Annotated in this window: 17 protein-coding genes and 1 pseudogene; 2 read left to right on the plus strand and 16 right to left on the minus strand. The window is 44.8% G+C overall.

Annotated elements, in window-relative coordinates:
- Positions 1-45: 45 nt before the first annotated feature.
- From FHT67_RS18145 to FHT67_RS18160, 4 genes are all read right to left on the minus strand, one after another.
- On the minus strand, positions 46-558 hold the full coding sequence (locus tag FHT67_RS18145) for a hypothetical protein (RefSeq protein WP_167200460.1): 513 nt from the start codon (positions 556-558) through the stop codon (positions 46-48).
- A gap of 77 nt (positions 559-635) precedes the next feature.
- Positions 636-1,058 carry a hypothetical protein gene (locus FHT67_RS18150; protein WP_167200463.1) on the minus strand — a complete coding sequence of 141 codons (423 nt, stop codon included), beginning with the start codon at positions 1,056-1,058 and terminating at the stop codon, positions 636-638.
- A gap of 281 nt (positions 1,059-1,339) precedes the next feature.
- Positions 1,340-1,945 carry a HEAT repeat domain-containing protein gene (locus FHT67_RS18155; RefSeq protein WP_208403344.1) on the minus strand — a complete coding sequence of 202 codons (606 nt, stop codon included), beginning with the start codon at positions 1,943-1,945 and terminating at the stop codon, positions 1,340-1,342.
- Between the two features lie 560 nt (positions 1,946-2,505).
- Positions 2,506-3,144, minus strand: a complete 639-nt coding sequence (locus FHT67_RS18160; protein ID WP_167200469.1) for an FMN-dependent NADH-azoreductase — start codon at positions 3,142-3,144, stop codon at positions 2,506-2,508.
- 130 nt (positions 3,145-3,274) lie between these two features.
- Here FHT67_RS18160 and FHT67_RS18165 point away from each other — a divergent pair, with 130 nt between their 5' ends.
- The gene (locus FHT67_RS18165; protein WP_132312146.1) at positions 3,275-3,634 is read left to right on the plus strand and encodes a winged helix-turn-helix transcriptional regulator; all 360 of its coding nucleotides are present in this window, start codon (positions 3,275-3,277) and stop codon (positions 3,632-3,634) included.
- 174 nt (positions 3,635-3,808) lie between these two features.
- Here FHT67_RS18165 and FHT67_RS18170 read toward each other — a convergent pair whose 3' ends face one another.
- The 12 genes and pseudogenes from FHT67_RS18170 to FHT67_RS18220 form a co-directional block, all read right to left on the minus strand.
- Positions 3,809-4,912, minus strand: a complete 1,104-nt coding sequence (locus FHT67_RS18170) for an oxidoreductase (RefSeq protein WP_167200472.1) — start codon at positions 4,910-4,912, stop codon at positions 3,809-3,811.
- Between the two features lie 326 nt (positions 4,913-5,238).
- A complete protein-coding gene (locus tag FHT67_RS18175; protein ID WP_167200475.1) occupies positions 5,239-5,937 on the minus strand; it encodes a Crp/Fnr family transcriptional regulator in 699 nt (232 codons plus the stop codon).
- A 9-nt stretch (positions 5,938-5,946) separates the two neighbouring features.
- Positions 5,947-6,282, minus strand: a complete 336-nt coding sequence (locus FHT67_RS18180) for a thioredoxin family protein (RefSeq protein WP_167200478.1) — start codon at positions 6,280-6,282, stop codon at positions 5,947-5,949.
- 257 nt (positions 6,283-6,539) lie between these two features.
- Positions 6,540-7,241 (minus strand): Crp/Fnr family transcriptional regulator, encoded by a 702-nt coding sequence (locus FHT67_RS18185; protein WP_132312140.1) that lies wholly within the window; start codon positions 7,239-7,241, stop codon positions 6,540-6,542.
- A gap of 31 nt (positions 7,242-7,272) precedes the next feature.
- On the minus strand, positions 7,273-7,683 hold the full coding sequence (locus tag FHT67_RS18190) for a hypothetical protein (RefSeq protein ID WP_243867284.1): 411 nt from the start codon (positions 7,681-7,683) through the stop codon (positions 7,273-7,275).
- Positions 7,684-7,716: 33 nt separating this feature from the next.
- Positions 7,717-7,797 (minus strand): annotated as a pseudogene (locus tag FHT67_RS30380) (TetR family transcriptional regulator); the annotation flags it as partial.
- A gap of 209 nt (positions 7,798-8,006) precedes the next feature.
- Entirely contained in the window at positions 8,007-9,029 is a 1,023-nt protein-coding gene (locus tag FHT67_RS18195; RefSeq protein WP_132312136.1) for a collagen-like domain-containing protein, read from the minus strand.
- Between the two features lie 309 nt (positions 9,030-9,338).
- Entirely contained in the window at positions 9,339-12,836 is a 3,498-nt protein-coding gene (locus FHT67_RS18200) for a hypothetical protein (RefSeq protein ID WP_167200481.1), read from the minus strand.
- 290 nt (positions 12,837-13,126) lie between these two features.
- A complete protein-coding gene (locus FHT67_RS18205) occupies positions 13,127-13,954 on the minus strand; it encodes an AraC family transcriptional regulator (RefSeq protein WP_132312132.1) in 828 nt (275 codons plus the stop codon).
- 1 nt (position 13,955) lies between these two features.
- Complete coding sequence (locus tag FHT67_RS18210; protein WP_132312130.1) at positions 13,956-14,819, minus strand: sugar phosphate isomerase/epimerase family protein; 864 nt, start codon at positions 14,817-14,819, stop codon at positions 13,956-13,958.
- A gap of 31 nt (positions 14,820-14,850) precedes the next feature.
- Positions 14,851-15,924, minus strand: coding sequence for a Gfo/Idh/MocA family protein (locus FHT67_RS18215; RefSeq protein ID WP_167200484.1), 1,074 nt, complete (start codon positions 15,922-15,924; stop codon positions 14,851-14,853).
- 15 nt (positions 15,925-15,939) lie between these two features.
- Entirely contained in the window at positions 15,940-17,097 is a 1,158-nt protein-coding gene (locus tag FHT67_RS18220) for a Gfo/Idh/MocA family protein (protein WP_208403345.1), read from the minus strand.
- 621 nt (positions 17,098-17,718) lie between these two features.
- Here FHT67_RS18220 and FHT67_RS18225 point away from each other — a divergent pair.
- Positions 17,719-18,621 carry a DNA-primase RepB domain-containing protein gene (locus FHT67_RS18225; RefSeq protein ID WP_167200487.1) on the plus strand — a complete coding sequence of 301 codons (903 nt, stop codon included), beginning with the start codon at positions 17,719-17,721 and terminating at the stop codon, positions 18,619-18,621.
- The last annotated feature ends 22 nt before the right edge of the window (positions 18,622-18,643 follow it).

The following is an 18,643-nucleotide window of genomic DNA, read 5'->3' on the forward strand; positions in this document are numbered from 1 at the left end:
AATAACATGACATATAAGCTATGGTACAGCTCACCGGTCATGTATCTAACAGTTTATGATTTTTGAGTATACAGTTAGTATGTAATCTCTTTCTGTTTCATCATCATTTAAGTTTGAATCTTCCGTTTCAGCAATCGTAAAACCATGAAACTGTGCTTCCTCTTTGTATTGAAGCAGTACGTTCTGTATGTTACTAACCTTGTTAAATGTACCTCCAAACGGCAACTCTAACCCCTCATAATAGGAAACAACTGATAACCTTATGGCAGGTATTTGAAAATCTCCCCAAACGTAAAAAACAAATGATTTTCCCCTAAAATACTTATTTAAATACACCGACCATGAGTTTTCAATATAGATAAGAACCTTTTCTAACTCATAAATTGAAACATTGTCTTTTTTGATTAATTTGTTTAGCTTCTGAATGGTGTAAAGATTATAATTAGCTTCCGCATTATACTGACCACTGTCATTAGAGAACAAGAGGTTTGGTTGTTCTGCTATCTCAACAATTTCGTTGTACGCTTTAATTCCTTTATTTTTTAGAAATTCAATCATTAAACTGTTATCACCACTTTCAATTTACCATTTTGTTTTTGAACTAATGTTCTCCGTAAGCTCAATCATTTAAGACCTTACAACTTTTTTATTGCCGATTCAATTGTATCGCCAAACTTTTCAATCTTGCCGCCGTAGGCGTAATAAACAACAAACGCATTTTTTTGCTTGTAACTTTCACGAGGAGTAGTTTCTTCTGCGAAGACAAAGTTCTTGGTTGCTTCCATCATAGCCGTCTCAGATTCAAAAATATAAACTTTAATTTCTTCAGGTTTGACTACATCTTCATTTGCATTTGCTATGGTGAAAAAAGAAGGCTTCACATTGTTAAGAGCGTAGGACTTACCATCACGTGATAAAGGAACCACCGAAGGACCTTCAGTTCGAATTGCTGTTATGACGTCATCCAACGTCAACTTGCTTCCTGCTTCCCCCCCATTTGTGCAACCAGATAAAACTAAAACAACAGCAAAGATGAAGAGTACTGCTCGAAATTTCATTTCGCATTCCCCTTATTTCGTAGATACTTCATTTGACGTTCTATTTATCACGATTGTTACGTTCAAGCTTTAGTAATTAATGGTTGGTCTTCTTCGTTGCGGTTAAGCAAACCTGCCCGTTACTTCAATGAAAACGGCAGTTGACCATCGAGCCAGCTGCCGTCGTGTTGTATTGAGCTATCGTTCCCCGTTTAGTGTAATGAAACATACCGAATGGCCTGAAGCGTTAATTTGGTGTCTTCTGAAGAAACCGACTTCTTCGGAAATGCCTTCTAACTGTTTTATTGGCTCTTATTTATACTTTCTATTGCAAAAATAGATGATTCTTTTATATCGCGAATATTACTTCTTGAGAGTTCTTCTAATAAAGCTAAATCATCGTAAATTCCAATATATGACAATGTAGAGACCGCATATATTATGTCATATTTATTCTTTTTAATATCTTCCTTGTTAGTTAATATATTATCCAAAATCACTTCCCTAGCTCTTGGGTTTCTAGATCTCTTAAGTGAATTGATTGCTGAACGCCGAATTAACCAATTTCGATGTTGTGTGTGCTGAAAAATGGGGTCTAAATCTGTAGATTCAGGTTTTTCTAAATCTGATATTCGATCTAATAAGGTACTGATAACAAACTTGTCCTTCTCTAAATTAAGTTGATTAATCAGAAACTGAAGTGCTTCTTGATCCATATGCTTTAATAACAACTTTGAAAGAATGAAATACGCTTCTCTCCTGGATATCTTATTCTCCGATGTAATCGAGCTGTTAATAAGTTCAATTAAGATCGGTATCATCTCTTTATCGTTTAATGCTTCGGCTTCTCTATGCGCTTTGAAGCTAATTGATTCATCTGAACTCTTTGCATTATTAATAGTTGACATTCGATTAATGAGATTTTTAATATATTTTTCTTTTCTATTTATTGAAGAAGTATTAAGAAAATTTTCAAGAGTCCTTATCATTTAACCCCTTCTTTCGGTTTTCGGTTCTCTCCTTGACGTCTTGCTCGCGATTTCTCGCGAACTTCGCCAAATCGCCATGTCTAAGGCATTCGGTGAAATGATTCAACTATCCTGCCCTTTCGTATTCCTGTATAACGAATAATTTGGAGTTTGAACAAAAACGAGCTCCTCTGTATATCAACTCATTGAAACATTACCGTTAATCACTTGGTTATCGGCATAGATAGGGTACAAGAAGTCCATGTAGCTCTCGCGGTCAGCTTTCGAGGAATTGCTTTGCTTTGGGAACGAGTTCGGTAACCATCGTGAAGGGTTTAATTTGTTCGCACATCGGATTCAGATCTATACAAATCCTAAAAACTTAACAGCGTCATCGTTGGTATGGAGCCCACAGACACGTAGTCGGAATCAGCTTCGCAGCATTACTTCACTTTTGATCGATTTGCTCTTATGGATTCCGGTTTGAGAACGCCGCCCTATTAGAAACTTCTGGCAACCTCCTTAGCATGTGCAATTGCTTTTTCTTTAATTGCTGGAGCTTGCTTCTGTGATGTTAATGCCGTTCCTTCAATAAAAATTGCCTCAATAGATTGAATCCCATAGAACTGTAAAACCTTATTTAGATAGCTGTATCCCATTTCAAGTGGAGCTAAAGGACCTTCCGAATAAACAGAACCACTGGCTTGAATGTGTAAGACTTTCTTACCGGTCAACAAACCTTCAGGACCGTTTTCGGTATACCTAAAAGTCTTACCCGGAATTGAAGTCGCATCAGTGTATGCTTTCAAAACCGGTGGGATCGAGAAATTCCACATCGGGGAAACATATACATACTTATCGGCAGCAACGAATTGATCAACAACCGCTTCAAGACAAGCTACTTTTGACTTCTCATCATCAGTCAGTTGATCGAAAGATGAACCCGACCGAAGTTTTTCCCAACCTCTTAAAACATCAGCATCAAATTGCGGAATATTCTCTTTGTAGAGATCCAAATGAATAACTTTATCTCCCGGGTTTGCCTTGCGGTACGCCTCGATAAACTCTTTGCCTACCGCGAGGCTATACGATGATTGAGGATCGAGAGGGTGTGCGGTGATGTACAATACGGTTGCCATGAACCAAAACTTCCCTTCTGTAATCAGTTATACTTTCAAGGATAATCATATTATATATACTTACATATTTTAAGTACGCACAATAATGTGGTATAGTATTAAAAAAGGTACTGTAAACGGAGGCCTATGTATGCAAAAGAACCCTGTCCAATGTCAATTCGTTGTAGCGTTGGATTCGATCGTCGGCAAATGGAAGCCGATTATCCTTTATCATTTGCTTCAAGGTAAACCTTTGCGGTTCAATGAGCTAAGAAGATTGCTGCCCGATATCACTCAAAGGATGCTTACGCTCCATCTGCGCGAATTGGAAGAGGAAGAGATTGTTACTCGAGTCATTTATCCGCAAATCCCGCCGAAAGTAGAATACTCCATCACGGAATACGGTATGAGCCTGTCTCCCATTTTGGAAACCTTGCATCAATGGGGAGTGGCCCATGTTGAGCGAAAGCAGCTCAAAAAGGGGAAAAATGAACAAAATGAAACGGACTAGCGTTCGATATTACGCTAGTCCGTTTCCTTTTTCTCCGAGTCACAATATAACAAAAGTGATTACGAGGCATGTCCCGCAACGCGGCCTGTCCTCATATCCTTATTTCATTTTCACGAAATCTATTTTGTGCAAATCCTCATTTTACTCGTTATTGTTCCTCAATCAGGATATTCTTTACTCCGCATGCCCATATAATTCTTGGTCCTTTAGATTAGGTGTAGGAGCCAGAATATTATCTAAAGATGATTCAATCGGAAGACCATTCTCTGCTTTGAACACCCAGTCATGATTAGCTAGTGCGGCTTTTCCTAGTGAAATCAAATCTGAGCCTGCCTCCAGCGCCCTTTCGGCGTCCTCTGGCTGATCCAGTTGCCCATTAGCAATAACTGTCGTATTTCCATATTTTTTCGCTAATTCAGCTAGTGTTGAACCGCTATCCCCGAAGGCAGGTAAAAGGGCATTATATTCCGTGATGTGGATATAATCGGGCTTTTCTGCACCAATGGCTTCGAAAATGATTCGGGCGTCTTCTTCACCGTTCGCCCACTTGTGCACGAAGTAATTGGCTTTAGCCTGCGATATTCGAACGCCGACAACAAGGCGTTGACCAACTTTCTCCTTGACGGCTCTAATAATTTCGGTTACAAAACGTACACGGTTCTCCGTTGATCCGCCATATTCATCTTGACGCAGATTTGTGAAATCCGTCAAAAATTCGTCCAATAAATAACCGCTTGCCGCGTGAACCTCTACCCCGTCGAAGCCTGCTTGTTCGGCTCTTAAAGCTGCTTCCGCAAAACCGGCAATGATAGCTTTGATTTCTTCCAGTCTAAGTTCTTTCGGCGTTAAATACTCGCCTTCACCTCCGAATGCTGGTGATTGCTCACCTAATGGCTTAACAGCCGAAGGAGCCACTGTCCCTTTTTTATAAATATTACCCATAGAAAGAGCACCAGCATGGGCAATTTGCAATATTATTTTACCACCCTTAGCATGAACAGCTTCAGTTACTTGTTTCCATGCTCTGACATGTTCAGCATTTGCGATTCCTGGTTCCCCAATATACGCTTGACTGTATTCTTCATCTGGGTATGTTCCTTCGGTAATTACAAGACCAAATCCACCCGCAGCAAAGCTTTCATAATATCTCGCCATTCTATCGGTTGCATTACCATTCTTTTCGGCAGAAATGCGAGTCATCGGGGCAAGTACTACTCGGTTTTTCAAGGTGAGATTTCCTAGATTATATGTGGAAAGAAGTTTTTTAGGTGCTGTCATGAAAAGTATCTCCTTTAATGTAAAAAAGTTATTTTCTCCAAAAAATCACTAAGTCTCTAAGGTTTGAAAAATTCTTCCGGCCAGCTATTGCTTTAGTTGGACTAGCTGACTGGACATGTTTTATTCCTCCTTTAGGCTAGTTAGATGTACCGCATTTCCGTGAGCGCATATCGTATTGGCCTAACGGATGAACGATAATCAGGTATGACTCCTTTCCCCAACTCTCCGAAAGGATGAATTAATCATAATCCTAGATGAATAATTCCTCAGTAATATAGATTACCTAAACATGAAGCAATAAGAGGGAAATTTCCCCATCATACAAATCAAGATAATTCTTTCATGACTTTTTCGATATGAATCATAACCATCCTTCGGCTGGTAACGATAATACCTTCGTTCGATAGTTCTTGTAAGGTGAGTGACACCGCTTCTCGTGTTGCACCGATCATATTCGCCAATTCTTGATGAGTAAGCGGGATATCGATTTTCAGATATCCATTTTCTTCAATGCTGAATTTTTTGGATAGCCGGTTTAAAAAGTACAACACTTTTCCTCGAAGATCTCTAAAAACAAGTTTTTCCGCTAATTCAGCCTGCTCTCGTAATCTCTTACTCATTTCCGATAAAAATCGTAATGCAAGTTCGGAATACTTGCTCAAAAGCGGCTCGAATTGTTCAGCCGGGATCGAATAAATCATTGTTTCCTCCATCGTCTCTACGTAAGTTCCGCCTATGCCGAGAGAAAACGATTCAACTTCACCGAACATTCCGCCGTCGCTAAGGATGCAAACCGTATATTGTTTACCGTCCGAATCGGTTTTATAGGATCGAAGCTTGCCGGCGATTACGAAGCTCAATCCAGTCTTCTCGGTTCCAGGCGTTTGAATAATGGTTTTTTTAGGATACGCATTCAGATTGGATCCATTAGCCAGCTGTTCGATCTCATGGATAATGTGCGATGGAAGCGATTCGAATAGCTTGATCTGAGATAATATTGATAATTTCTTATTGTTCTGTTCCATAATCTTCGTTTACTTCCCTGCAGAGGAAACAGCGAGCTTATTCAGATAATCTCTGATTTGAGTCGGCGTTTTCGCGAATTTACTATGCAAATGGTCCAATTTTTGACCGTTCCTGAATACGAGCAAGCTTGGAATTCCTCGTACGTCGTATTTTTCCGCGAGCGTATCGAATTGTTCCGAATCAACGGCAAAGAACGATTTATCCTTATGCTCGCTCACGATATCTCCGATAAATCGGTCTAAATTTTTGCAATCCGGACACCAGGTTGCGTCGAATTTCATAATGGTATATTTATCTTGCGCAATTTCATCTTGAAATTGCTGTTGATTGTCGATTCTGTTCATTGCGTATCCCTCCTTGGTATGTCGCCATCTTAGCTCAATAAGCTGCACTTGTTCTGTAATGTAAATTACAGAAGGCCACCGTCATAGGTTTAAACGGTAAAATACCAAGTTCCATACGTTTAAACATTCCCCAGTTTCTCCATCGTTATCCCGCCGTTTCGGCGCGTCAATGCCCTCATCATGCGATCCACTTCGTTTGTTTTAGCAAATCAGCATTTCTATTTCTAATGGTGCATCAACATCGGTTTCTTGCGCTGCTACGAATATGTTAACTCCAGTATTTCCGCTACTTTAACGGGTGAAATGGAAATCGATTTCCGTCCGGTCTGAATAACATTGTTCTTCGCAAGCGTTCTTAAGATTACGGAGACCGCCTCGCGCGTGGCACCTGCCATATTCGCAACATCCTGATGCGTTAACGGCAAGTCAATTCTTATATTCCCCTCATCCTCGACACCGAATCGTTCGGAAAGATTGAGCAATAGATAGAGTATGCGGTCACGGACATCGCCAAGTGCTAACTTTTCGAGCATCTCATCCTTGAACTTAAGCACCTTGCTCAATTCGGTCAACATTTTCATGGCAAGCAACGGACGTTCGGCTAGGAAGTTTTCAAATTCTTGTTTAGGCACCGAACATATTAACGTTTCCTCCATTGTTTCGATGTAAAAACCTTTCGTTCCAAAAGAAAAGGTATCGATTTCACCAAAGACATTGCCTTTTCCCAAAATCACTATCGTGAATTGTTTTCCTTCCGAAGTCATTTTATATAAGCGGACCTTCCCTTCTTTTATAAAGAACAGTCCGTCTCGGGCAGTATCCGGCTTCTGTATGATACTACCTTTAGGCAGAGCATTAAAATGCTTCATCGGTGTTATTTGGTCCAGTTCATTTAAATCATCAGGAGTCAGCACATCAAAAATGCTCATTTTCGATAAATAGTATCGTTTATCTGACAATTTCTAGTACCCCTCCTGCTCTTCTTTTAGATCAATTCGAATGGCAGCCATTATTCTCATCCATGTAGCCATTGTTGCCATTCAACTTAAGACTATTCATAACATAGGGACGAACAATATTTAGAAGCAAATCGGTCTGATCATTTTCCCCAACCGTTAACCAATGAAATGTTGCGCCATAAATTGCTGAGCCTGTCATGGCCGAAAGGATCTCTGTACGGTAACGATCCGTTCTATGGAAGTTATCCTCTTTCAATAAAATACTTACTATTGTCTGCTGCAGCATTTTCTTTATTTTATCATCTACAATCGTTGCCATCGATTTGGAATCCATTCTGCATTTCCGATAAAAATCCATGATGTAGCGGTAAGTGAGCAAGATCAGTTGATCACATACTTCATCTGTAAATTCAAGTGCATCCATCACTTCTTTTGGCGTCATTTCCCGAAAAGCCTGTTCTGTGATCTCTTCCAGCAAAGCATACTTATCTTCATAATGGGCATAGAAGGTAGCTCGGTTAATGGTAGCTCTCTGGGCGATATCGTTTATCGTTATTGGCTGTCAGCCAAAAAGCGGAAATTATGTTATTGGATGAGTTGTTTCAAAAAAAATTCAAACAGAATGACAGCTGATATAACCATTGTTAGAAGTATGACATCTCATTTATGTACCAATACCAACAAAAATCTAACAGGATGCTCTCTATATGAAATAAAGAGCATCCTTTCTTTACCCTTCTGTCCGGTGCATACAATTATCACCCTTTATGCGATCTGCATAATAACAAGATGCGCGGAATCCGACCTGGTCCCTCCAGCTAATGGAGTGATAGTAAGTGCCGTGGAATTACCTGCAGGATTTCGAACTGTGAGTACTGAATTAATGACTGTTGTTTGCACTAGCGCCATTCCTACTATTTGAGTTGTTCCTGTTGCACGTCCGACCACCGTATAAGCTAGGTCAGCACCATTTAGTGTTAAAAGCAATTGGCCCGCTTCATTTACATTTACCTGAAACAAAACCTGATAGGTGCCAATTGCAGCCAAGTTAAATGAGCTCGCATTTATACGGGTTATCGCAGTCCCACTAACTGGGCCATCTTGCGGAAAACTCACATCTGTATTGGGAGCAACAGTTGCTGCATTGTCAGGAGGCATCAAGGCAAAGAAATCTGCAAAGCCTAACACTCCACCAGCCGGCCCTACAGGTCCTGCTGGACCCGCCGGTCCCGTTGCTCCTGTTAGACCCGTCAATCCGGCTGCGCCAATTGCTCCTGCAAGCCCCGCTAATCCTTGGGGTCCAAGTGCTCCTGCAAGTCCTTCAGGTCCAAGTGAACCGATCGCTCCTGCAAGGCCTGCTGCTCCTTGGGGTCCAAGTGCTCCTGCAAGTCCTTCAGGTCCAAGTGAACCGATCGCTCCTACAAGGCCCGCTACTCCTTGGGGTCCAAGTGCTCCTGCGATTCCTTGGGGCCCAAGTGCGCCAATCGCTCCTGCTAGGCCCGCTGCTCCTTGGGGTCCAAGCGCTCCTGCTAATCCTTCAGGTCCAAGTGCACCGATTGCTCCCACAAGTCCTGTTAATCCTTGAGGTCCAAGTGCTCCTGCAAGTCCTTGAGGCCCAGCATCTACAATTGCGTCAGCAAGTCCTCTTAATAATTGCTGTCCGTTCAGCGGGGGACACTTTATGCAAACATGCTTTTTATGCGGATGACGTTTCTTTTTCTTTCCTTTCGGATGGCATACAATAATGGGTTTCTTTTTGCACCGTTTTTTTGTATCGGAACAACTCAACCATGACACCTCCTATATAGATTGTACAGTGTACGTGAGTTGTTATTCTTCAGCATGGACCAATAACTACTATTAGCTAGACTGGAAACTATTTATAGAAAAATGGGTTAATGATATGGAGGTGCATGTAACTACTATTTTCCCGTTAGAATTCCTGTAAAACGAATAACTTGGAGGCGCAATATGGATTCTCATGTCCATAAAAACGACAAGTAAATACATATAAATGAAAAAGAACCTTGATTTATCAAGGTTCTAAACCGGGATTAAACGACCGTGTCATCCTACAGTCCGGCAAGCGCCTTGCGCTTAAGCGGCTTCATGTAGTAATACAAGACCTAGATCCGCACCAGAGTTAACGGCACTATCGATCGCAAACGGCAAGACGATCGTTTGGGTTCCATCGGCTGAAGTCACTTGAAGACAATGACCGGTTGTAATAGCTTCGGTTGAAGCAACGGCATGGCCACTACCATCTACAACGGAAATCGTCTGGACACCATTCAAGGATATTAACTCGTCTAACACATTGCCAGCCGTAGTTCCAGCCTTAATGACAATTGCGCGGCTTGAAATGGAATTAAGATGCGTGCTTGTATAGGCAATATCTACAGCTCTGTCAGTGGCAATGCTCGGGAATACGTAGGACTGTGACAGATTTGCCTGGACGGAACTATCGAACTTGGTACTGCCGTTCGCGTCAGGATACACCGTTGCCGTTTGCGTTTTATAATTTTTATTGAACGTTTTAATAGCAATATGGCTAAAATTATAGCTGGAGTTCCCTCTAACTTGTACGGCACTGCCGATTAACCCGCCTTGCAGAATATTTAGGTTACTTAGATGAACGTCAGTTCCATTGTCCACAACAATCGCAAATCGGTCATTTCTTAACGTGTCCTCATATTGGATTGAACTGTCTTGAATCGTGACATGGTCGACGTATTTCATAAGTATGCCATAGGCAGGGAATGAACTCGCATTTGAATAGGACGATGTTCGATAGTTGCCCCCGTTTTTAGCTTCGGCTATAACTTCCGTCGTGTTTGATAAAACGGGCTTGGAAGCAGGTTTGGCAGGATTATAGGATGCCGTAAGCTCCAGGTTTTTAATCGTTACATTACGAACGGGATACGTTTCCCCATCCACAATCGATCCTACGGAACCAACGTCAACCTGGCCTGCGGATCCGGTGCTTGGAAAACGTTTATAGCCTTGAATCACAATGGGAAAAGCTCCGTCTCCCCCTGCGTTCTTGGATAAAACAGCCCCGTCAACCGTTACGTTTGAAATCGAACCGGGTCTTCTTATTCCTTGAGGCAGCCTTGCGGTTTGGAGACTTCCGTCTTCGTCGAACCCGGCGCCTTCAAAGCGAGGTGAAACGCCAAACGCAATTCCGCCGGAAGTGTTTTCTAAATGCAGATCCGACAAGGTGACGTTACTTACGTTTGAACCGTCGTTAACCCAGATCGCAACGCCGGTTTTATTCGCATTTGTCGTTAACGTTAAATTTTTCGCGGTTATATTCTCCATATCTCCAACGGTTTCGGAGCCTAATTGGAACACGTTTCCGCCTGCGATGTCACCGGCAACAATTTTTTCGATATCGTTGTTGGAAACATGCCTAATAAATCCTAAAGAAAAGTCGCTTCCTAATTTGGCTACGTCGTTACTGGATTTCAATGTTGTAATGTTATAAGCGGACGCGTTGTTATTTTCCATAAAGTTAAAGGTGTCTCTTTGACGACCGGATGCAGAGTCAGGCAATAAGATATTCTGAACCCGAATGTTATCGCAGCCGGTTGTCAGTACAGAAAACCAGCCGCCTTGCTCGATAGTGAAAACATGATCCTCATCCGTTCCGCCGATCACGATATTTTTCGATAGTTTGAGCGAAATGGTTTTTGTTCCGTTGCCAGGAACATAAGGTTCACTATAGCCCGTGTATAAATTCATATTTCCGTATATTTTGGCTGAATTGCCGATGATTTTGATATTCTCTACGCGAACCCCCCACAAAAGAGCGTCCTCCCAATAGCCATGTCCGTCATCCTGCCCCAATGCAAAAGGATAATTTAAAGTGGCTTCTCTTGCGTCGATATGGTCTAAAGCGATAAGTTGAGCGTTTTTGTCCAAATATAAATGTACGTTGCTTCTTAAATGGATGCTGTTAGAGGCGAAATTGGAGTCTCCTTTGAAGTAAACCGTTCCGCCGCCATTTTTGCTTGCTGCAATAATGGCTGCATTAATAGCAGCAGCGTTGTCCGATCCGGTATATTTTATAATGCCGCCCTCGCTGTCCGATACTTTTGCGTCAGCAACCGCGCCATAATCCGTTACGTCATAATTGCCTGAATAATAGCTTACCATGTTGGAGCTTCCATCGGCTGTTACCAGCTTAAAGTAATAATTTGTTTCCGGTATTAGGTTCGTAAGTACCGCTTGTTGAGATTTGAATACGGCTCCTGTTCTCACCCAAGTTAAACCTTTGTCTAAACTTGCATACACATCCGCTTGTTTAGTCAAAGAGTCCGCTTCCAGCACAGCAGTTGTAGGAGTGCTATAGGACACATCAGCAGCTTTTCTGACTATATTTGTTACATTAGAAGTTACATTGAAATTTGCCTTCCCTGTTTCCGTATAATCCGCTTCGCGAGGTGTCCCTGAATAAGCCTTGCCGCTAAAGGTTGCGCTGAAGGTTCCGCCATGACTTGGCATTTTCTTGTTCTTCAAAACAAGCGTAACGTCAACGCCATTGTAGGCGCTAAAATCCGTATTTTTTATAGAAACCGTCTTTCCCCCGTCCGTTATTTCCACTTTGGTTCGCAAATCTTCATTTGAATCAATATCTCTAGCCCAGTCTCTTCCCGAATGGTTATAGTCTTTTGCGGCCGCGATAGCCGCATCATTTAATTGCACGAAGCCTCGGCCAATTAAATCGAACGTATCCGTTGAGGAGGCTCTTATTCCGTCCGGCAAATGAAAGGTTAACGTCCCGTATAAATATTTTCTTTCCGGGGTGGTTCTATTGATTGAGTATTCTAATATTACATCTTGAGTTTGACCTATTGTATATTGCTGCAGGTTGGCCTTCAAAGTGGATAGTTCGATTGTAAACTGCCTCGATGTTCCATCTTCAGCAACTACAGTTAGTCTATCCGTATTTACGATCTCATCAGATAGCTTCTTTTCGTTTCCCGAACGATCTGTCACCGAATACTGCTGAATCGAATGGTCGGTTGAGTCAATTTCAGCAAGCAATTGTTCCACGTCATATTGAGGTATCATGTAAATCGTGCTTCTGGCGTTGTCGATGCTTGATAGGTGAATAGCGTTATTCAGCATTCGGAGATCCGTGTTGGAGGAATTGGCCGGTTTAAAGTCAGCTTTTTTCAATGTAATTTTAGAATGATTAATTTCCAGCCTGTACGACTTAGCTTTATTAACGGCTGGTAAATTAGTTAGCGCGTAGGCTATTCCATCCGTGCCCTTTAGTACATTCATTTTAGCTTTAGACAAATCCAGTTTATTCGTTCCATCACTTATAGAAATATAAGAAGGAACACTGCCGCTTGTCATGTTCAATACGTCTATCGTTGAAGATGTCTTAAACGAAAAGGTATCCGACGTTCTTGCGTTAGACGAAAAGCCAAGTGGAGTTATTTTCTTGGACTGTCCGTGATTATCCTGTTCCGCTTGTTTCGAGCTGTCGTTAAGCTGCGGATTAGAGGCAGCCCAGGCACCGTAAGCCAGACTAAACATCATAGTTAGCGCAATAATAGTGGTTATAAGCAACCTATTTTTCAACTTCACTCTCTCCTCTTTCTATTTAATCGACTCCGTACTAGCATAAATCAGTTTTGTTTCATGATTGTTAACTAGTAAATAATTGAGTACAAAGTTGTATTTCGTGATTGAATAGCGACATTAGCCCATAACATAAAAAATCTGCGATTTACGCGGTCTTGCTGATCGAATTGTCATCGGATAATGATTCAACACTTCAATAAAAATGACAGCCGATCTTGTGATCGGCTGTCATGTTGTTTAGTTCAAAGGTATTAGTTTATGCAGAAGCTCGCGAGCCGTTTAGAGAATCACACCTGCACTTGCTCGCGCTTTCGGAACTGCTCCGGCGGCATGCCGGCATACTGCTTGAACAGTCTGCTGAAATGAGCCAGATGCTTGAAGCCCAGTCGGAAGCATACCTCCGTAACGGACAGCTCCGGCTGCATGAGGAACAGGATTTTTGCCTCATTGATCCTTCTTGTATAAATATAATGAAAGATCGTAACGCCTGTTACTTCTTTAAACAGCTTGGAAAGATAAGATTTGCTTAAGTGAAGCCTTTCTTCCAGCCGCTCCATGTTCAGATCCTCGGTATAATTTTCCTCCAGCACCGAAATAATGCGCTGCACCGTCGCTTCCTTCTCGGAGCTGTATTCCTGCCTGTTGCGGTTCAGAAGCGGCTGCTCGCAATGATCAAGGATCATATAGAGCAGATCCACAAACGCCAGCCGGAAGCGGTTGTCGCCAACCGCATCGCCGCGTTTCTGGTATTCGTCCATTCTGGCCAGAATCCGCTCCACCTCCGCTTTATCCTCTCCCCGAAGACGCAGCCGGTAATTGTTCAGCTGCTGAAACGGCTGAAGAATATTGCGGGCATGCGGCAATTCGAGATAGGGCTGCAGCGAGGTCGGCTCGAAATGGATGATCGAACGGATATATTCTTTCGACGGATCCGCCTTGGCGCAATGCAGCGTCATGCCGTACATAAGGATCAAATCGCCCGGTGCAAGCTCGTAAATCTGGTCGCCGATCAGATAATTGCATTTGCCTCCATGGAAGTAATAAACCTCGTAATGCATATGGGAGTGAAAAAACGGCTCGATCGGCTGGTCTGACCAGTAATGCAAATCCAGCATATTAACCCTCGGCTTGCAGCAGCTCGCGCATGTACAATACAAAATGCTTCAGCATTTGCTGAGTCTCGGGGAATTGTCCGCTGAAATCCTCCACGCCGAGATAACCGTCGTAACCTACCGCTTTCAGATCGGCAATAACCTGTTTCCAAGGCACGACGCCTTCCTTGACGCCGCTCCATTCCGATTTCCACTTCACGCTTCCGTCTTCGGCCATGCCGTCGGTTGCGAAGGCAGCGTTCTTCACATGGACATGGGCGAGGTAAGGACCAAGAATCTCCATTCCCATTCGGTAATTTTCAAAGCCTTCATGCACCATATTGCCCGGATCGTACAGGACGCCTATAAAGGAAGGATCAAGGCCTTCGACAAGGCGGTAAGCGGCCGATGCGCTTGGAGCGATTGTCTGATGGTGAGTCTCCACCAGCCCTTTAATGCCGTATTGGCGGCATAAGCCTTCCGCATCCTTCAAATATCGGCGCGCCAAGGTGAACAGCTCGCCGAACGGGCGGGAACGGTCATAGCCCGGAACGCCAAGGCGAATAAATTGCGCGCCTACTCGTTTGGCTTTACGGAGTACATCCTCCGTTGCTTCCAAATCGCCTGCCGTCAAATACGGCGTTACGCTGATCGAGCTTAGGCCTTGCGCTGCCGCGATTTCGCGGAACCGGTCCGCCATTTCTTCCCCGCCGGAAGGAAGCAGCGTACAGAGGTTGTTCCCCCAGAAGGACGGCTTTTGCTCGGACGCATTCTCGGGAGCTTCCTTGTAACGCCATTCAATGCCGTCGATGCCGGCCTCGCTTGCCACGCGCACCAATTCCTCGGGGGAAAGCTCGGGCGTTGCTACTGTAAAGATGGACAGCTTCATGATCAGAATCCCTCTTTCGCTTTTTGTTGTTCTATTCGACTTTGACAGCTTGTCTCTGCGCTTCGAGGCACAGCTCAGCAGCCTTAAAGGTATGCTCCTGCGGCATCGCGAGATCCGTGCCGTTTAAGATATCAAGGATAAGTGCGCCAAAGTAAGGGAAGCCTACTTGATCCTTCACTTCGATTTTATGCTCGCCTTCGCCGTTCACGAGGAACAGGTGATCGCCCGTATTGCTTCTGGCGATATCCACGTATTTGCGAAGCTCGATGTAACCGTCAGTGCCAAGAATCATCGTCCGGCCGTCTCCCCATGTGGACAGGCCGTCAGGCGTGAACCAGTCTACGCGGAAGTAGTTGGTCGCCCCGTTATCTCCGATAAGAGTAGCGTCCCCGTAATCCTCAAGCTCCGGATACTGCTTGTTATTATAGTTAGCCACCTTGCTGCTTTGCACTTTAGCATCCTTGGCGCCAGAGTAATAAAGGAACTGTTCGATCTGATGGCTGCCGATATCGCACAGGATGCCGCCGTATTTCTCCTTTTGGAAGAACCATTCGGGACGCATACGCGCATTCAGGCGGTGCGGCCCCAAGCCGATTACCTGCAGAACGCGGCCAATCGCGCCGTCTTTAATAAGCTGCCCCGCAAATTCCGCGCTTTCCACGTGAAGGCGCTCGCTGTAATAAACCGAGTATTTTTTGCCCGTCTCGGAAGCGGTTCTCTTGGCATCGGCCAACTGATCCAGCGTTGTAAACGGAGCTTTGTCCGTAAAATAATGCTTGCCATGCTTCATCGCTTTTACGCCAAGCGGCCCGCGCTCGTTCGTTACGGCTGCTGCGGCAACCAGCCGCACTTCGGGATCCTGAAAGATTTGTTCCTGCGAAAGAGCGACTTTCACTTCCGGGTACGCGCGGCAAAATACTTCCACCTTGGCAGGATCCGGATCGTACACCCATTTCAAGGTGCCGCCCGCTTCGCGGAGGCCGTTACACATGCCGTATATATGACCGTGATCAAGCGACATCGCGGCAAAAATAAATTCGCCTTGCTGTACGACAGGACGCGGCTTTCCTTGAGGCGCGTAATTCATTCCGTTTGCTTTCGACATTGTCAGGCCTCCTGATTAGTGCGTGCCGGATACGTCCAGCGTGCGGTATTCGTTGGCGTTTTTCTTCGAATCGGACTTGGCGATTTGCTCCTGAAGCTTCTCATAGAACAGATCTTCGTCAATCGGCAGATCTACCCAGTTATCCGTCCAGGTAGACAGCAGCATCGCGTTCGAGATCATGAGACCCTTGATGCCTTCTTCCCCCGGCGCTACGAGCGGCGTTCCTTTGTTAATCGCATCCGCCCAGTTTTGCGTAATTTCTTGGTGGCTGCCTCCGCTGCCCGTGATCGGAATCTCGAACTTCCAGCATTCCGGCTGGCCGAATCCGCCCGTATACGTCTCGTTAAATTCGGATTCCAACACGCGCAGGCGATGGAAGGTCAGCTTGTTGTCTTCGATCACGATTTTGCCGCGGTCGCCCGATATTTCAAAACGGTTCGTACCCGGCGATTCAAACGTCGAAGTTACGAACACGCCCGTAGCGCCGTTCTCGTATTCGACATAAGCCGTAACGTCGTTTTCGACTTCGATATCGCGGTGCTTGCCGAATTGGCAAAACGCGCGCACGCGTTTGGGCATAAGCCCCGTTGTCCACTGCCACAAATCCAGCTGATGCGGATCCTGGTTAATCAGAACGCCGCCGCCTTCGCCGGCCCAGGTTGCGCGCCAGCCGCCGGAATTATAGTAGCTTTGCGAACGGTACCAGTCCGTAATAATCCAGTTCGTGCGGCGAATCTCGCCCAGCTCGCCGGCAGCAATCAGCTCTCTCAGCTTTGCGTACAGCGGATTCGTGCGCTGGTTGTACATGATGCCGAATACTTTATCGCTTTTTGCGGCGGCATCGTTCATCTCGCGTACAGAGCGAGTATAGACGCCTGCCGGTTTTTCAATCAATACATGCAGTCCCGCGTTTAATGCCGCGATAGCCTGCTCCGGGTGATCGTAATGCGGCGTACAGATAATTACGCCGTCTACCGCGCCGGATTCGAACATTTCCTGCGGGCTCAAAAAGCCTTGGATGTGCTCGCCCCACTCTGCTTTCACCTCTGCCAGACGTTCCGGACGAACGTCGGATACTGCTGTCAGTTCAGCGCCTTTGACGCCGCCTTTAATCAAATAATGGGCATGCCCCGTCCCCATGTTTCCTAAACCGACGATACCGATACGTACCATGATTACACCCTCTCCATGCTTGATGAAATAAGGAATCTCTTTCTCCATTCTAGCACGCGGCATTGTGAAAGCGCTTGATTCTAATGAGCCAAAAACGACTCTCATTTAACTGTGGTTGTTCTAAAGGGGCGAACCGGGTGATGGCGAGGAGTGAGGCTGTGGCTTCTCTTGTGCTTTTGATCTAGGTTGAACTGTAACTTGGAATACAGTTTAACTGTGGTTGAACCTCATTTACCGTAGGGTCGCACTGCGAGAAAGCTTGGGCTTCGGCCGCTGTTGTTTTTGAATCTCCTGAATTTGACTGTAGTTGTCGAGATTCAAAAACAAAGGCGGTCGCTCACGCTCCTCAGCCTCAAGCTCTCTCTCCGCGCTCACACCCGGTTCTTGAAAAGGAATGATGTAAGCCGCCTGCTTCCATGGCGGCTTTTCTTTTTTAGGGTCGCACTGCGAGAAAGCTTGGGCTAGGAGCAAGCGATTGCGTTAACACTGCGCGAGAGCTTGCGCCGGGCTCCCAATTAAAAAATGGGTACGGCCTATCCACACGAATAACCTCTTATGGGAATATGATTGTTTAGATACGAACCTCCCAGGTTACGAGAGCTTACAAGGAGAAGTGGTTGAATGACGCAAAGCCGGGCGAAAGTTTCCAGACCTGTTCAGCTCTATTCCGGTCACGCCTACCGGTTTCTTGAAAAACTTGGCTGCAAGCCGGACGATCAATTGCATTTCTTATTAGTCTCTGACGCCAAAGGCAAAAACCGGGGCTATAGCTTTGCTACCGAGCTTCCCGCAATTACCTTGCGGAAGCCTTTTCGTTCCTTGGAAAAGCGGGTTCCCCAAATCAAGCTTTTTTCAAGAAGGAACAAGCTCGTTAACGTATTGTGGCTTAATAAGAAGGGGTATGCCGTTTTCGTGGAAATTAACGGCCGGGAATCGGCGAAGGACAGCCCGTTCAAAGCGATCAGAGCACAGTTCATCGATGTCGACCTCAACAAAATTACCGCGCGCTGCAAAACGAAAGAACAGATCCAGCAGAAGATAGAATCCATTCTCTCCGACCCTTCGGAACGGCTTCAATCCATTACGCTCACGCAAAACAAAAATGGCCAATACCAGCTCTTAGCCCAGCGGACAAGACAACGAGTAGCCGAATTGAAAAAACAATTCATGAACAAACACGCAGAGCGCGTTAAGGATACGATGATCGTCGAAACGAAAAACGGTTATCACATCTACTGGGTCATGCAAGGCGGAGACATAAGCAAATTCGTCCCTATTCAAAAAGCGTTAGCCCGAACCTTCGAGTCCGATCCGATGATCACCAACTTATCCAGGGTTATGCGCATACCCGGGTTCTACCATATGAAAAATCCCGAAAGTCCCTATATGGTCAAGGTCATCCAATGGGGCAGGGAAAAGCCGTTCACGCAAGAGGAGCTTATGAATCGGCTGGAATTAAAACCCGTAGTCACGGCGAAGCTGAGGCAAAAGCGCCGCAAGCTCCATGCCCGAAAAGTTTCGTAAGGCATAAAACGACAATAACCCC

Source organism: Paenibacillus sp. BK720, from assembly GCF_011761545.1.
Taxonomy (GTDB): domain Bacteria; phylum Bacillota; class Bacilli; order Paenibacillales; family Paenibacillaceae; genus Pristimantibacillus.